This window comes from Streptomyces sp. NPDC006435, from assembly GCF_040612315.1.
Lineage (GTDB): Bacteria > Actinomycetota > Actinomycetes > Streptomycetales > Streptomycetaceae > Streptomyces.
Window position 1 is genome coordinate 22,829 of the sequence record NZ_JBEXPY010000034.1, and the last position, 14,913, is coordinate 37,741.

Sequence of the window (14,913 nt, forward strand, 5' to 3'; positions counted from 1 at the left end):
AGTTACGTCACCGCCTCCCCGGACCCTCCGTGCGGGGAGGCGGTCGCACATCCACCCCTTGTCCTTCCGAGGAGCACGCAGTGAGCAACGGCAACGGCACCAGCGACGTACGCCTCTGGGGCGCCCGCTTCGCCGACGGTCCGGCCGAGGCGCTGGCCAGGCTGTCCGCCTCCGTCCACTTCGACTGGCGGCTCGCGCCGTACGACATCGCCGGCTCCCGCGCCCACGCGCGTGTCCTGAACAAGGCGGGCTTGCTCACGGACGACGAGCTGACCCGCATGCTCGCCGGTCTCGACCGGTTGGAGGCGGACGTCGCCGACGGCTCGTTCACCGGCACCGTCGCCGACGAGGACGTGCACACCGCGCTGGAGCGCGGACTGCTGGAGCGCCTCGGCCCGGACCTCGGCGGCAAGCTGCGGGCGGGCCGGTCCCGCAACGACCAGATCGCCACGCTCTTCCGGATGTACCTGCGCGACCACGCCCGGATCATCGGCGGCCTGATCGCCGAGCTCCAGGGCGCCCTGGTCGGTCTCGCCGAGGCGCACCCCGACGTCGCGATGCCCGGCCGCACGCACCTCCAGCACGCCCAGCCGGTGCTCTTCGCCCACCACGTCCTGGCCCACGCGCAGGCCCTGTCCCGGGACGCCGAGCGGCTGCGCCAGTGGGACGAGCGGACCGCGGTCTCCCCGTACGGCTCCGGCGCCCTGGCCGGATCGTCGCTCGGCCTGGACCCGGAGGCGGTCGCCGCCGACCTCGGCTTCGAGCGCGGCTCCGTGGGCAACTCGATCGACGGAACGGCCTCCCGCGACTTCGTCGCCGAGTTCGCCTTCGTCACCGCGATGATCGGGGTGAACCTCTCCCGGATCGCGGAGGAGGTCATCATCTGGAACACGAAGGAGTTCTCCTTCGTCACCCTGCACGACGCCTTCTCCACCGGCTCCTCGATCATGCCGCAGAAGAAGAACCCGGACATCGCGGAGCTGGCCCGGGGCAAGTCCGGCCGGCTGATCGGCAACCTGACCGGCCTGATGGCCACGCTGAAGGCCCTCCCGCTCGCGTACAACCGCGACCTCCAGGAGGACAAGGAGCCGGTCTTCGACTCCTGCGACCAGCTGGAGGTCCTGCTGCCCGCCTTCACCGGAATGATGGCCACCCTCACCGTCAACCGCGAGCGGATGGAGGAGCTGGCCCCGGCCGGCTTCTCGCTCGCCACCGACGTCGCCGAGTGGCTGGTCAAGCAGGGCGTGCCGTTCCGGGTCGCGCACGAGGTGGCCGGCGAGTGCGTCAAGGAGTGCGAGCAGCACGGCATCGAGCTCGACGAGCTGACCGACGAGCAGTTCGCCAAGATCTCCGAACACCTCGCGCCCGAGGTCCGCACGGTCCTCGACGTGGCCGGCGCGCTGGCCTCCCGGAACGGCCGCGGCGGCACCGCCCCGTCGGCCGTGGCCGTCCAGCTCGCCGAGGTGAAGGACGACCTCGCGGTCCAGCAGGCCTGGGCCACCGCGAGGAACTGACCGCCGCGGGGGCGGATACCGGAGGCGGGGAGCGTTCGCGCTCCCCGCCTCTCGGTTCTCGTGAGCTGGGTTACGTTGACGGGGGAGAGCACCCGACGACGAGGAGCCCACGATGCCTTTCGCCAGGCTGGCCACAGCGACGACTCCGACCGCCCACATCGGGCTCGGGCTGGCGGCGGTCGGCAGGCCCGGCTACATCAACCTCCACCGCGACCGCGACCTGCCCGCGGACCGCGGCGTCGAGGCGCTGCGCGCACGCACCCACGAACTGCTCGACGCCGCCTACGCCCAGGGCGTCCGCTACTTCGACGCGGCCCGCTCCTACGGCCGGTCGGAGGAGTTCCTGGCCGGCTGGCTGACGGCGCACCCGGAGGCGGACGACGTCGTCGTCGGCAGCAAATGGGGCTACACCTACACCGCCGACTGGCGCGTCGAGGCCGAGGAGCACGAGGTCAAGGACCACGGCCTCGACACGTTCCTGCGCCAGCGGGCCGAGACCGGCGCGCTGCTCGGCGACCGCCTCGACCTGTACCAGATCCACTCGGTGACCGCCGACAGCCCGGCCCTGACCGACCGGGAACTGCACGCCCGGCTCGCCGAGCTCGCCGGGGAAGGGGTCAGCGTCGGCCTGAGCACCAGCGGACCCGCCCAGGCCGACGCGATCCGGGCCGCCCTCGCCGTCACCGTGGACGGCGAACCGCTCTTCCGCACGGTGCAGGCCACCTACAACGCGCTGGAGACCTCGGCCGGGGCCGCGCTCGCCGAGGCCCACGCCGCCGGGCTCACCGTGATCGTCAAGGAGGCCGTGGCCAACGGACGGCTCGCCGGTACGGAGGCCCCCGCGGTGCTCCAGGAGATCGCCGCCGGGTCCGGTGTCGGCAGCGACGCGGTGGCCCTGGCGTTCGTGCTGCACCAGCCCTGGGCCGGGGTGGTGCTCTCCGGTGCGGCGACCGTCGGCCAGCTCGCCGGGAACCTGCACGCGCCCGTCGTCGACCTCGACGAGGAGCTGCGCGCCCGGCTCGACGCGCTGGTGGAGGAGCCCGAGGCGTACTGGCGGCACCGCGCCGGGCTGCCGTGGAGCTGACCGGCCGGGACACGGACCCCGGGGAGTGTTCCGCAAGTACCGTCCGGCCGGGGGCACCCGTCACATCCGTGCGGTCCGATCCGTCAGTACGGTGACGGACCAGGATCCGCCGACGCGCCGGGTGACACGGCCGGCGGCGCGGTGAGGAACACGACGGAGGAAACGCGACTGTGGACGGACACGAGTTCCTGGCGGAGCGCTTCGAGGCGAACCGGCCCCGGCTGAGGGCCGTGGCCCAGCGGATGCTCGGCTCGACGGGCGAGGCGGAGGACGCCGTCCAGGAGGCGTGGATCAGGCTCGGCCGTTCCGACAGCCGGGCGATCGGGAACCTGGACGGCTGGCTGACCACGGTCGTCGGGCGGGTGTGCCTGGACATGCTCCGCTCCCGCCGCTCCCGGCCCGAGGCGCCCCTGGACATTGGGGCGCCCGAGGAGAGCACCCCCGGCGACCGGCCGGGGACCGACCCCGAGCAGCAGGCGCTGCTGGCCGACTCGGTCGGCCTCGCGATGCTCGTCGTGCTGGAGACGCTCGACCCCGCCGAGCGGCTCGCCTTCGTGCTGCACGACATGTTCGCCGTGCCCTTCGACGAGATCGCCCCGGTCGTGGACCGCACCCCGGCCGCGGCCCGGCAGCTCGCCAGCCGGGCGCGCCGCCGGGTGCGGGGCGCGGAGCCGGTCGCGGACCCCGGCCTCTCCCGCAGGCGGGAGGTGGTCGACGCCTTCCTGGCCGCCGCCCGCGACGGCGACTTCGACGCCCTCGTGGCGGTGCTCGACCCGGACGTGGTGGTGCGGTCCGTCACCGGTACGCCGTCCCTGGTGCGGGGCGCCGAGGCGGTGGCCCGCCGGGCGATGATGTTCGCCCCGTTCGCCCGGTCGTCGCAGCCGGCCCTGGTCGGCGACCGGCCGGCGGTCCTCTCGGCCCTCGACGGCGGGAAGTTCTCGGTCCTGGTCTTCACCATCGAGCGGGGGAGGGTCGTCGAGATGCTCGCGATCGACGACCCGGCCGGACTTCCCGGCCTGGACCTGGTGGTGCTCGACGCCTGAGCCGCGGCACGCCGGTCACCGGGCCCCGGTGACCGGCCCCGCCCATTCCCCCTCCCGGCCGTCCAGGGGCTTCAGCGCCCGTCGCCGGTCCGGGCGTCCGCCCACGCGGCGAGCGCCGCGAAATCGTCCGGCAGCAGCCCGAGCCCCGGATCGACCCATCGCAGCAGTGCCTCGGTGACCCCGTGCCCGAGGATCCACTCCCGGTCCCGCAGGGTGATCTCGTCGTCGATCCAGGCGAACGGCCGCCCGGCCGCGTACTCCACGACGTACTGCGTCTTCCAGTAGGTGCCGGCGGGGGCGTCGCCGTGCATCGCGGGCCAGTCGATGTACGGCAGCGGGGGCAGCCCGAGGCGCGGCCCGACCCACTGGTTGGCCTCGCCCTTCCACGTCGTCGCCCAGACCAGTTCGTAGCGGCCGGACAGGGTCCGCAGGGCTCGCCCGTGGTCCGGGTTGAGCAGGACCGGCAGCGGCGGTCCCTGGTCCCACCCGGTCGGCCGCATCGGGTGTCTCGTGTATCCGTCCGGCGCCCCGGGGCGCGCGAGCGCCAGGTAGGGGTTGAGCGGGCCGTCGATGTCGATCAGCAGGAGCGGCTTCACGGCGACATGCGTCATGGACGCCATGGTCCTCCCGTGCCGGGCCGGAGGGCGACACCTTTCCCGTGAGACATTGATGTCTCAAATGGTCTATGGTTGTCTCATGACTCTCGACCGTGAGCAGGTGCTGCGCAGCGCCGCCGCCCTGCTGACCCGCAAATCGACCGCCACCATGGACGAGGTCGCCAGGGCCGCGGGCATCGGCCGCGCCACCCTGCACCGGCACTTCGCCGGACGGGACGCGCTGGTCAGGGCGCTGGAGGAGCTGGGCATCCAGGAGTTCGAGGCGGCGCTGGACGCCGCCGGGCTCGACGAGGGGACCTCGGAGGAGGCGCTGCGCCGGCTGATCGCGGCCGTCGAACCGGGCGCCGGACTGCTGTCCTTCCTCGTCACCGAGAACCAGCTCTTCGAGGGCGAACAGGTCAACGAGGGCTGGAGCCGGCTCGACGCCCGCGTCGCCGCCTTCTTCAGACGCGGCCAGGAACGCGGCGAGTTCCGGATCGACCTCACCCCCGCCTGGCTGACCGAGGCCCTCTACGGGCTGGTCTCCAGCGGGGCCTGGACGGTCCAGACGGGCCGGGTCGCGAGCAAGGACTTCCAGTACATGATCGTCGAGTTGCTGCTCGGCGGCGCACGCCGGAGCGTGGAGCAATGAGCCGTATCGAACAACGGGTGAAGACCTCGGACGAGCTGTACCGCCCCGGGCGGTGGATCGCCCTGGCCGTACTCGTCCTCGCCGTGTTGCTCGTGGCGATCGACGCCACCGTCCTCGGCCTGGCGACCCCGTTCCTCACCGAGGACCTCGAACCGACCGGCACCCAGCTGCTGTGGATCGGCGACGTCTACTCCTTCGTCATCGCCGGACTCCTCGTCTCCATGGGCAGCCTCGGCGACCGCATCGGGCGCAAGAAGCTGCTGCTGTGCGGCGCCACCGCGTTCGGCGCGGTCTCCGTGCTCAACGCCTACGCGCACACCCCCGAGATGATGATCCTGGCGCGGGCGCTGCTCGGTGTCGCGGGCGCCACCCTCATGCCGTCCACGCTCGCCCTGATCCGGAACCTCTTCCACGACCCGCGCGAGCGCAGCCTGGCCATCGGGATCTGGGGGGCGATGGCCTCGGCGGGCGCGGCCGTCGGACCCGTGGTCGGCGGGTTCCTGCTGGAGCACTTCTGGTGGGGCTCGGTCTTCCTGATCAACCTGCCCGTCATGGTGATCCTCGTGATCGTCGGCGCGAAGATGATCCCCGAGTCGAAGAACCCGGCCCCGGGCCCCTGGGACCTGGGCAGCGTCGCGCTCTCCTTCGCCGGCATGATCGGCGTCGTCTACGCCGTCAAGGAACTGGCGGCGCACGGTCCGAGCTGGGAGATCGCCGTCACGGGCATCGGCGGCCTGGCCGCGCTCTGCTGGTTCGTGCGCAGGCAGCTCACCCTCCAGTCGCCGCTGCTGGACATGCGGCTCTTCCACCACCGGGGCTTCTCGGGTGCGGTCCTGGCCGACCTGCTGACCATCCTCGGCCTGTCCGGACTGGTCTTCTTCCTCTCCCAGTTCCTCCAGCTGGTGCAGGGGCGCAGGCCGCTGGAGGCCGGTCTCGCCGAACTGCCGGCGGCCGTCGGCGCGGTCGTCGCGGGCCTGCTCGCCGGGAAGGCGGCCCGGCGCTTCTCGGTGCGCTCGGTGGTGACCGGCGGCCTCGGGGCCGTCGGCCTGGCGCTCGCCGCGGTCACCCTGATCCATCAGCAGACCGCGTACCCGCTGATCGGCGCGGTGCTCCTGGTCGTCGGCCTCGGCGCGGGCTTCGCCTTCACCGTCACCTCCGACGTGATCCTCTCCAGCGTCCCGAAGGAACAGGCGGGTTCCGCCGGAGCGGTCTCGGAGACGGCGTACGAACTCGGCGCGGCCCTCGGCATCGCCCTGCTCGGCTCCATCGTCACCGGCGTCTACCAGAAGTTCGAATCGCCCGCGGGCGTCCCGGCCGACCACGCCGCGGCCGCCCACGAGTCACTGGGCGGCGCGGTCGAGGCGACCCACGGGCTGCCCGCCGGGCAGGGGCAGGAACTGCTCGCCGCGGCGCAGGAGGCGTTCGTGGACGGGCTGCGGGTCGCCGCGGGCGTCGGCGCCGCGGTCCTGCTGGCGACGGCGGTCGCCGCATGGTTCCTGCTGCGGGGCCAGAAGCTGGAGGAGGGCATCGTCCACCAGTGACCGCGCCCGCCGGACCGGCGCGCGGGAACACGGGAAGGGCCCGTACCACCGGGGTACGGGCCCTTCCCAGGTCATGCTCGGCGCGGCGCGCCCCGGCTCACGCGGCCTTGGCCTTCGTGGCGTACATGTCGACGTACTCCTGACCGGACAGCCGCATCACCTCGGCCATCACGGAGTCGGTCACCGCCCGCAGCACGTAGCGGTCGCGGTCCATGCCCTCGTAGCGGGAGAACTCCATCGGCTCGCCGAACCGGACCGTCACCTTGCCGGGGCGGGGCAGACCGGCCCCGCCGGGCTGCAGCTTGTCCGTGCCGATCATCGCGAACGGCACCACCGGCGCGCCCGTCATCAGCGTCAGCCGGGCGATGCCCGTACGGCCCCGGTACAGCCGGCCGTCCGGGGAGCGGGTGCCCTCCGGGTAGATGGCGAACGCCTTGCCCTCCTCCAGCACCCGACGGCCCGTCATCAGCGCCGCGACACCGCCGCGCCCGCCGTCCCGGTCCACCGGGATCATGCCGCAGCCGCTGAAGAACCAGGCCATCGCCCGGCCCTTGAGGCCCTTGCCCGTCACGTACTCGTCCTTGCCGATGTAGAACACCGGGCGGTCGCAGCAGATCGGCATGATCATCGAGTCGATGAAGGTCAGATGGTTGCCCGCGAGGATCACCGGACCGTCCCCGGGAATGTTCTCGGCACCCTCCACCTGGGGGCGGAACATCAGGCGCAAGATCGGTCCGAGCACTGCCTTGATGAGTGCGTGTCGGGACAACGGTTCCTCCGGTGTAGTGGCCGGGCCGGCCGAGGTGCGGGATCGTGACGGTCCATGCAGGTGAGGACGATACTCGCGGCTTCTCGCTGATCGCACATCGGGTTCAACCGGCGGACACGGGGCGTTGACACGAGTTTCCGCCATGTTCGTCCAGGAGCTGCCTCCACGACCGTACTGCTGCTTACGCTCGGGCCGCGCCCGACAGGTGCCAGACATCACACGCGAGGAGCATTCATGACAGAGCGCGCGCAGACCGGTCCCGCCCGCAGAACCATGCTGGGAGCGGGCGCCGCCGTACTGGGCACGGCCGCCCTCGGGCTGGCCGGCGGCCCGGCCGACGCCGCCGACAACCCCACGGCGAGCGCCTCCGGACGGCACGGCGGGCACGGCTTCCGCCTCGACCTGCCGGTCCCCACCGTCATCGGGCACCGCGGCGCCAGCGGCTACCGGCCGGAGCACACGCTCGGCTCCTACCAGCTGGCCCTCGACATGGGCGCGCACGTCATCGAGCAGGACCTGGTGCCGACCAAGGACGGCCACCTCGTCTGCCGCCACGAGAACGACATCACCGCCACCACCGACGTCTCCGAGCACCCCGAGTTCGCGAGCCGCAGGACGACGAAGAAGGTCGACGGCGTCCCGCTCACCGGCTGGTTCACCGAGGACTTCACCCTCGCCGAGCTGAAGACGCTGCGGGCCAAGGAGCGCATCCCCGGCACCCGCCAGAAGAACACCCTCTACGACGGCCGCTGGGAGGTCCCCACCTTCGAGGAGGTGCTGCGCTGGGCCGACCGCGAGGGCCGCAGGCGGGGCAAGCCCGTCTGGCTGTACGTCGAGACCAAGCACCCCACCTACTTCCGCGGTCTCGGTCTCGGCCTCGAGGAGCCGCTCGCCAAGCTGCTGCGCCGCTACAACCGCCACCGTGCGCACTCGCCGCTCATCCTCCAGTCCTTCGAGCCCGGCAGCATCCAGCGGCTGGCCCGGCTCGTCTCGACCCCGCGCGTCGTGCTGCTCTCGGGCGCCGGCGAGCGCCCCTGGGACTTCGTGACCTCCGGCGACCCGCGCACCGTCGCGGACCTGGTGAAGCCCGAGGGCCTGAAGTGGATGGCCTCCTTCGCGCAGGGCATCGGCCCCACCCTGGACCTGATCATCCCCAAGGACGCCTCGGGCCGGCTCACCGAGCCGACCTCGCTGGTGAAGGACGCGCACGCGCAGGGCCTGGTCCTGCACCCCTACACCATGCGCAACGAGAACACCTTCCTGCCCGCCGACTTCCGGCGCGGCACGGACCCGGCCGCCTACGGCGACGCGTTCGGCGCGCTGCGGACGTACTTCGGGACGGGCATCGACGGGATCTTCTCCGACAACCCGGACACGGCCCTGCTCGCCGCGGCGGACTTCAACGGCCGCTGAGCCCCTCCGGACGCTCCGTGGAACCGGCGTCAGCACCCGGCCGGGCCGTGCCCCGGTCGGGTGGTGACCGCCCGTCACGGCAACCGGCCGTCGCCGTACGGGCGTCGGCCGGGGCATGACGCTTATCGATCATGTTCCCGCGGCAGCCGCCCCCGGCGCCCCGGCGGTCGTCCGGGCCCTGTACCCGCTGGTGAGCGCCGAGGCGCTGGCCGAGGCGGCCGCCTCGGCGACGGGCCCGGCCGTCGAACCCGCCGACCTCGAACAGTCCGTCTGGCTGCGGCTGCTGGAACGGCTCGCGGGGGAGGGGCCACCGGCGGACACGGCCCGCTGGGTGCGCGACTGCGTACGGGCCGAGGGCCGCAGGGCCCGCCGCACCGCCCGGTTCGAACGCCCCTACCGCGACGAGACCGCCGCGGACCCGGCCGGCTGCCCCGAACGGATGGCCGTCGGCGCCGACGAACGCCGGGCACTGCGCGCCGCGGTGGACCGGCTGCCCGCCCGGTGCGCGCGGCTGCTGTCGGCGATGCTGGCGCCGAGTGACCCCACCTACCGGGAAATCGCAGGAAAGTTGGGTATGTCACAGGGGAGTTTGGGCCCCGTCCGTTCCCGATGCCTTGGATGTCTGCGCAGAATGCTCGCGGCGGAGGTTGCAGCTCCTGAACCGTGGGGAAAGGAGCGATAGACAACCGGTGGATCAGGTGGGCGGAGGCATGCGCAGATGGGCATGAGCGTGATCATCTCGGCGGCGACGGAACAGGACGCCGAACAGATCTTGAAACTCCAGTACCTCAGCTTCCAGAGCGAGGCGGAGCTGTACGGGAACTACCGGATCGACCCGCTCACCCAGACCCTCGACTCGATGCGCACCGAGATCGCCACGAACCTGGTGTTCGTGGCACGCCTCGGCGACGAGATCGTCGGCTCGGTCCGGGGGACCCTCGAAGGGGACGGGGTCGGGGAGATCGGCCGGCTCTGCGTCCACCCGCGGCTCCAGGGGCACGGTCTCGGCGCCCGGCTGCTCGGGGCGGCCGAGTCGGGCCTGGCCGCCGAACGGTCGGCGACCCGCTTCCGGCTGCACACCGGACACCGCAGCGAGGGCAACCTGCGGCTCTACCGGCGGGCGGGGTACACCCCGGTGGGCAACGAGACCGGCGGGGACGGTGTCCTGATGATCCTGCTGGAGAAGGACGCCACCGCGCCCGCGGCGTACGTCGCCAGCGCCTAGGACCAAACGGAACCGGAACGTGCGACCGGCCGCGAGCGGAACCGGCCGGTCGCACGTTCCCGGTACGGGGCGCCGGGCGGTCGGCCACCCGCTCCCGCGTACGGAGTGGAGGGCGACCCGTCAGGCGGTCCTGGCCCGGCGCAGCCACATCATCCCGGTGACCGGCAGGATCACCGGGATGAACAGATAGCCCATGCCGAAGTCCGACCAGACGGTGTCGTCCGCGAACGCCGAGGGCTCCACCATCGTCCAGGTCCCGACCACCAGCACCCCCAGCAACTCGGCGGCGCAGCAGACCAGCGCCGTCCTGCGGGCCCGCTCGCCCCCGCGCACCAGCGAGTACGTGATGAACCCGTACACGAGCGCGGAGGCGGCCGACAGCACGTAGGAGAGCGGCGCCCGGCCGAAGTCCAGGATCATCTGGACGATCGCGCGGGAGGCCGCCGCGACGGTGAACACCCCGTAGAACCAGACCAGGACCCGGCCGGGGCCCGTGCCCAGGTCGAAGGGCTGCTTCTCGCCGGTGGCCGCCGAGGGGGAGCGGTCGGTGTCGGTCACGGTCAGTTTCCCCAGATGTCGTGGAGCCGTACTTCGAGGACGGCCAGCACGACCGCACCCGCCGCCACCGTCACCGAACCCCACCGGGTCCGCTCGGTCAGCGACAGGAAACCCGCGGCGGGCACCGCGAAGAACGCCCCGATCAGATACGCGATGAAGATCGTCATGCCCTGCTCGGGCCGCTCGCCCCGGGACAGCTGCACGATGCCCACCACCAGCTGGGCCAGCGCCAGCAGGGAGACCACGGCCATCCCGATGAAGTGCCAGTCCTTGGTCGGCTGGTCCCGGTAGGCGGCGAAACCGCACCAGGCGGCGAGGGCGAGCGCGGTCACGGAGACCGCGACCGTCAGGGCGACAAGCATGAGGCCGAGGGTATTACGGACCGTGCCGCACCCTGCGTGCGCCCCCGCCCGGACCGCGGACCGGACGACCGGGGGCGGTCCGGGCCCCGAACGGCGGCCGTCCGTGGCCTTGACCACAACCGGGAGCCGTCCCGGCCCGGTCGCGGAAGCCGTCCTCACTCCCACCCGAGGCATGTTTCCGCAGGTCACGGCCTCGGGGGTCGAGATTTCGGGCGGCGGCCGCCCCGGTCCGGCCCGGTGTCCACGAACGTCCGCCATCCGGACAACCGGGTCGCGAGGCCCGTTACGTCTGTTTTACTTGGGCCATGACCACGACGAGCAGCCGCATCCTTGCGACCGAGGCGATCACGACGCCCGGTGCTCGTTGTATGTGTCGAATGCGCACCTTCTGAGGGCCCCCGCCCGATCCTCGCGCCCCGAAGCGAGACCGAGCCCGCGCCGTCCGCACCCGGCGGAACGAGCCTGCCCCGACGCCACCGCCCGGCCCCTGCCGCGCCGGCCCGCGTCGGAAACTCCCGCTCGGAACGTCCGATCGAAGCGTCCCGACAGTCCCATTCAGACGAATGCCCCGTGCCCGGCGGACACCGCGCCGCGCACTCGACAGTGACGGAAACCCCCTGTGATCACCACTACGGGCCTCACGAAGGTCTACCAGTCGCGCGGCCGGGAGGTCACCGCCCTCGACGGCGTCGACCTGCACGTCCGCGAGGGCGAGGTGTACGGCGTCATCGGACAGAGCGGTGCCGGCAAGTCCTCCCTGATCCGCTGCGTCAACCTCCTGGAACGCCCCACCTCCGGCACCGTGACCGTGGCCGGCCAGGACCTCACCGCCCTCGCCGGGCGCGGCAGGCGGGCCGGCAGGGAACTGCGCGAGGTGCGCAGCCGCATCGGCATGGTCTTCCAGCACTTCAACCTGCTGGCCTCCCGCACCGTCCAGGGCAACGTCGAACTCCCGCTGGAGATCCTCGGCGTCCCCGGCCGGGACCGCTCCCGCAAGGCCCTCGAACTCCTCGACCTGGTCGGCCTCGCCGACAAGGCCAAGGCGTACCCGGGCCAGCTCTCCGGCGGCCAGAAGCAGCGCGTCGGTATCGCCCGCGCACTCGCCGGGGACCCCAAGGTGCTGCTCTCCGACGAGGCGACCTCCGCCCTCGACCCCGAGACCACCCGCTCGATCCTCCAGCTGCTGCGCGACCTCAACCAGCAGCTGGGCCTGACCGTCCTGCTCATCACGCACGAGATGGACGTCGTCAAGACGATCTGCGACTCCGCCGCACTGATGCGGAAGGGGCGCGTCGTCGAATCCGGAACCGTCGGCGACCTGCTCGCCACCCCCGGCTCCGAACTGGCCCACGAGCTGTTCCCGGTCGGCGGCACGGCCTCCGGCCCCGACCGCACGGTCGTCGACGTCACCTTCCGCGGCGAGGCCGCCACCCAGCCGGTGATCTCCCAGCTCTCCCGCACCTACAACATCGACATCTCGATCCTGGGCGCCGCGATGGACACCGTCGGCGGCAACCAGATCGGCCGGATGCGCATCGAGCTGCCCGGCCGCTTCGAGGAGAACGTCGTCCCGATCGGCTTCCTGCGGGAGCAGGGCCTCCAGGCCGAGGTCGTGGAGGACGCGGCCACCGCCATTCCCGTACAGACCCCCGCCCCGCTCACCAAGGAGGTGGCGAAGTGACCTGGTCCGAAATGCAGCCGCTGCTCACCCAGGGGACCGTCGACACCCTCTACATGGTGCTCTGGTCCGCGGTCGTCACCATCCTGGTCGGGCTGCCGCTCGGTGTCCTGCTGGTCCTCACCGACAAGGGCGGACTGCTCCAGAACACCCCCGTGAACAAGGTCGTCGGGGCGATCGTGAACGTCGGCCGCTCGCTGCCGTTCATCATCCTGCTGATCGCCCTGATCCCCTTCACCACCTGGATCGTCGGCACCTTCATCGGCCCGACCGCGATGATCGTCCCGCTTGCCGTCGGCGCCATCCCGTTCTTCGCCCGGCTCGTCGAGACGTCCGTCCGCGAGGTCGACCACGGACTCGTCGAGGCCGTCCAGTCGATGGGCGGATCCATCCCGACGATCGTCCGCAAGGTCCTGCTGCCGCAGGCACTTCCCTCGCTCATCTCCGGCGTCACCACCACCGTCATCGTGCTCATCGGCTATTCCGCGATGGCCGGGGCCGTCGGCGGCGAAGGGCTCGGATCCAAGGCCGTCACCTACGGATTCCAGCGCTTCGACAACCAGTTCATGCTCATCACCGTCGCGCTGCTCGTCGTCATCGTGACCGTGGTCCAGCTGATCGGCGACGTGGTCGTACGCCTGCTGGCCCGCCGGGGCCGCGCCACCACCTGAGACCTCCTCCCCTCAAAAGCCCGCACTCCTTGTCCGGGCGCACCACCCTCATCACCGGAAAGAGGCACTTTTCGTGCGCAAGAACATCAAGATCACCGCGGCTGCCGCTGCCACCGCCGCCCTCGCCCTCGGCCTCAGCGCCTGCGGCACGGACTCCGACCCGTCCGCCAAGAGCGACACCGGCGCAGGGGCCGACACCTCCAAGGCGCTCGTCGTCGCCGCGTCCCCCACGCCGCACGCCGACATCCTGGAGTTCGTCCGGAAGAACCTGGCGGAGAAGGAGGGCCTCAAGCTGGAGGTCAAGGAGTTCACGGACTACGTCCTGCCGAACACCGCCACCGAGACCGGCCAGGTCGACGCCAACTTCTTCCAGCACCAGCCGTACCTCGACGACTTCAACAAGAAGAAGAACACCCACATCGTCTCCGTCGGCGCCGTCCACCTGGAGCCCCTCGGCCTCTACTCCAAGAAGGTCGAGGACCTCAAGGACATCAAGGCCGGCCAGACCATCGCCGTCCCCAACGACACCACCAACGAGGGCCGCGCCCTCCAGCTGCTCGCCGAGAACGGCCTCATCACCCTCAAGGACGGCGTCGGCACCAGCGCCAAGCTGAGCGACATCACCGACAAGAAGGGCCTGGAGTTCAAGGAGCTGGAGGCCGCCACCGTCCCCCGCGCCCTGAACGACGTCGACGCGGCCGTCATCAACGGCAACTACGCGATCGAGGCCGACCTCAAGCCCGGCAAGGACTCCCTGGTCCTGGAGAAGGCCGACGGCAACCCCTACGCCAACATCATCGCCGTGAAGGAGGGCAACGAGAAGGACGCCCGCGTCCAGAAGCTCGTGAAGCTCCTGCACTCCGACGAGGTCAAGAAGTTCATCGAGGACACCTACCAGGGCTCGATCATCCCGGCCTTCGGCACCGCGACCAAGTCCTGACCCCCGCACGGCATTTGTCCGGCGAGCCCCGCGCACCCCATCAGGGGGGCGCGGGGCTCCGCCGTGCCGGACCCGACCATGCGCACCGGTGGCCCGATGCTGCATGCTGTGCATTCACACGGCCTTCGGCATGGAGCTGCGCATGACTTCCACCTTTCCGGACATCTCCATCAGCACGGACAGGTTGGTGATGCGCCCCTTCGACATGGCGGACATCCCCGCGTACATCGAGATGATGAACGACGAGCTCGTCACCGCCTGGACCGACGCCCCCCACCCCTACACCCGGATCGACGCCGAACGCTGGGTCCGCAGGATCGCCCCCGCCCGGCGCACCAGCGGTGACGGCATCGTCCTCGCCGTCACCGAGTTCCTCACCCAGCGACTCGTCGGCTCCGTCCGGCTGTGCAACACCGACTGGCGCACCCGCGCCACCGAGGTCGCGTACATCACCGCCCCCTGGGCGCGCGGCGAGGGCTACGCCACCGAGTCCGTGCTGGCACTGGCCCAGTGGCTCTTCGACGACCGGGGCTTCGAACGCATCGAGCTGCGCACCGCGGCCGACAACACCGCCGCCCAGCAGGTCGCCCAGAAGCTCGGCTGCATCAGCGAGGGCGTCCTGCGCAACGCCCGCATAGCGCGCACCCGGACCGAGAACGGCACGGACGGCGGCTGGACCGACATCCGCACCGACCTGATCGTCTGGGGCCTGCTCCCCGAGGACCTCGAAGGCGTCGCCGAGCAGCTCGCCGACGCGGGCGGCTACGGTGCCTACAACGACTGGAACTGACCTCCCGGAGGGGTCCTGACGCTCCGTGGGCACGGACCGGGTAACCTCGCCCTGCCCCCTTCACGAACATCCCCACC

16 protein-coding genes are annotated in these 14,913 nt (G+C 71.6%); 12 read left to right on the forward strand and 4 right to left on the reverse strand.

The annotated features are described in order from the left end of the window. The first annotated feature begins 80 nt into the window (after positions 1 to 80). From argH to ABZZ04_RS28195, 3 genes are all read left to right on the forward strand, one after another. Positions 81 to 1,514 (forward strand): argininosuccinate lyase, encoded by a 1,434-nt coding sequence (gene argH / locus ABZZ04_RS28185; RefSeq protein WP_356935029.1) that lies wholly within the window; start codon positions 81 to 83, stop codon positions 1,512 to 1,514. Positions 1,515 to 1,626: 112 nt separating this feature from the next. Continuing rightward, positions 1,627 to 2,598 carry an aldo/keto reductase gene (locus tag ABZZ04_RS28190; RefSeq protein ID WP_356935030.1) on the forward strand — a complete coding sequence of 324 codons (972 nt, stop codon included), beginning with the start codon at positions 1,627 to 1,629 and terminating at the stop codon, positions 2,596 to 2,598. A gap of 170 nt (positions 2,599 to 2,768) precedes the next feature. Then, positions 2,769 to 3,641, forward strand: coding sequence for a sigma-70 family RNA polymerase sigma factor (locus ABZZ04_RS28195; RefSeq protein WP_356935031.1), 873 nt, complete (start codon positions 2,769 to 2,771; stop codon positions 3,639 to 3,641). Between the two features lie 71 nt (positions 3,642 to 3,712). Here the strand turns inward: ABZZ04_RS28195 and ABZZ04_RS28200 are convergent, their stop codons facing one another. Then, entirely contained in the window at positions 3,713 to 4,237 is a 525-nt protein-coding gene (locus ABZZ04_RS28200; RefSeq protein ID WP_356935091.1) for a hypothetical protein, read from the reverse strand. A 100-nt stretch (positions 4,238 to 4,337) separates the two neighbouring features. On the opposite strand from ABZZ04_RS28200, the gene ABZZ04_RS28205 reads away from it, so the two are divergent. Together ABZZ04_RS28205 and ABZZ04_RS28210 are read left to right on the forward strand one after the other, a co-directional pair. Further along, positions 4,338 to 4,889 carry a TetR/AcrR family transcriptional regulator gene (locus tag ABZZ04_RS28205; RefSeq protein ID WP_148833484.1) on the forward strand — a complete coding sequence of 184 codons (552 nt, stop codon included), beginning with the start codon at positions 4,338 to 4,340 and terminating at the stop codon, positions 4,887 to 4,889. Next, positions 4,886 to 6,430 (forward strand): MFS transporter, encoded by a 1,545-nt coding sequence (locus ABZZ04_RS28210; RefSeq protein ID WP_356935032.1) that lies wholly within the window; start codon positions 4,886 to 4,888, stop codon positions 6,428 to 6,430. The genes ABZZ04_RS28205 and ABZZ04_RS28210 overlap by 4 nt, the downstream gene beginning before the upstream one ends. A gap of 97 nt (positions 6,431 to 6,527) precedes the next feature. Here the strand turns inward: ABZZ04_RS28210 and ABZZ04_RS28215 are convergent, their stop codons facing one another. Then, a complete protein-coding gene (locus tag ABZZ04_RS28215; protein ID WP_356935033.1) occupies positions 6,528 to 7,199 on the reverse strand; it encodes a lysophospholipid acyltransferase family protein in 672 nt (223 codons plus the stop codon). A gap of 234 nt (positions 7,200 to 7,433) precedes the next feature. Here ABZZ04_RS28215 and ABZZ04_RS28220 point away from each other — a divergent pair, with 234 nt between their 5' ends. The 3 genes from ABZZ04_RS28220 to ABZZ04_RS28230 all read left to right on the forward strand — a co-directional run bounded on the left by ABZZ04_RS28220 (position 7,434) and on the right by ABZZ04_RS28230 (position 9,837). Further along, positions 7,434 to 8,612, forward strand: a complete 1,179-nt coding sequence (locus ABZZ04_RS28220; RefSeq protein ID WP_356935034.1) for a glycerophosphodiester phosphodiesterase — start codon at positions 7,434 to 7,436, stop codon at positions 8,610 to 8,612. 115 nt (positions 8,613 to 8,727) lie between these two features. Further along, the gene (locus tag ABZZ04_RS28225) at positions 8,728 to 9,294 is read left to right on the forward strand and encodes a sigma-70 family RNA polymerase sigma factor (protein ID WP_356935035.1); all 567 of its coding nucleotides are present in this window, start codon (positions 8,728 to 8,730) and stop codon (positions 9,292 to 9,294) included. 36 nt (positions 9,295 to 9,330) lie between these two features. Then, a complete protein-coding gene (locus ABZZ04_RS28230; protein WP_356935036.1) occupies positions 9,331 to 9,837 on the forward strand; it encodes a GNAT family N-acetyltransferase in 507 nt (168 codons plus the stop codon). A gap of 120 nt (positions 9,838 to 9,957) precedes the next feature. Here the strand turns inward: ABZZ04_RS28230 and ABZZ04_RS28235 are convergent, their stop codons facing one another. Together ABZZ04_RS28235 and ABZZ04_RS28240 are read right to left on the reverse strand one after the other, a co-directional pair. Continuing rightward, positions 9,958 to 10,395 (reverse strand): hypothetical protein, encoded by a 438-nt coding sequence (locus ABZZ04_RS28235; RefSeq protein WP_356935037.1) that lies wholly within the window; start codon positions 10,393 to 10,395, stop codon positions 9,958 to 9,960. Between the two features lie 2 nt (positions 10,396 to 10,397). After that, the gene (locus ABZZ04_RS28240; protein WP_148833470.1) at positions 10,398 to 10,757 is read right to left on the reverse strand and encodes a hypothetical protein; all 360 of its coding nucleotides are present in this window, start codon (positions 10,755 to 10,757) and stop codon (positions 10,398 to 10,400) included. A 619-nt stretch (positions 10,758 to 11,376) separates the two neighbouring features. Between ABZZ04_RS28240 and ABZZ04_RS28245 the strand changes: the two genes are divergently transcribed. From ABZZ04_RS28245 to ABZZ04_RS28260, 4 genes are all read left to right on the forward strand, one after another. Further along, positions 11,377 to 12,438 carry an ATP-binding cassette domain-containing protein gene (locus tag ABZZ04_RS28245; RefSeq protein WP_356935038.1) on the forward strand — a complete coding sequence of 354 codons (1,062 nt, stop codon included), beginning with the start codon at positions 11,377 to 11,379 and terminating at the stop codon, positions 12,436 to 12,438. Beyond that, a complete protein-coding gene (locus tag ABZZ04_RS28250; protein WP_356935039.1) occupies positions 12,435 to 13,106 on the forward strand; it encodes a methionine ABC transporter permease in 672 nt (223 codons plus the stop codon). Before ABZZ04_RS28245 ends, ABZZ04_RS28250 begins: the two co-directional genes overlap by 4 nt. Positions 13,107 to 13,179: 73 nt before the next feature. Beyond that, on the forward strand, positions 13,180 to 14,046 hold the full coding sequence (locus ABZZ04_RS28255; RefSeq protein WP_356935040.1) for a MetQ/NlpA family ABC transporter substrate-binding protein: 867 nt from the start codon (positions 13,180 to 13,182) through the stop codon (positions 14,044 to 14,046). Between the two features lie 103 nt (positions 14,047 to 14,149). Further along, on the forward strand, positions 14,150 to 14,836 hold the full coding sequence (locus ABZZ04_RS28260; protein ID WP_356935041.1) for a GNAT family N-acetyltransferase: 687 nt from the start codon (positions 14,150 to 14,152) through the stop codon (positions 14,834 to 14,836). Positions 14,837 to 14,913: the final 77 nt, after the last annotated feature.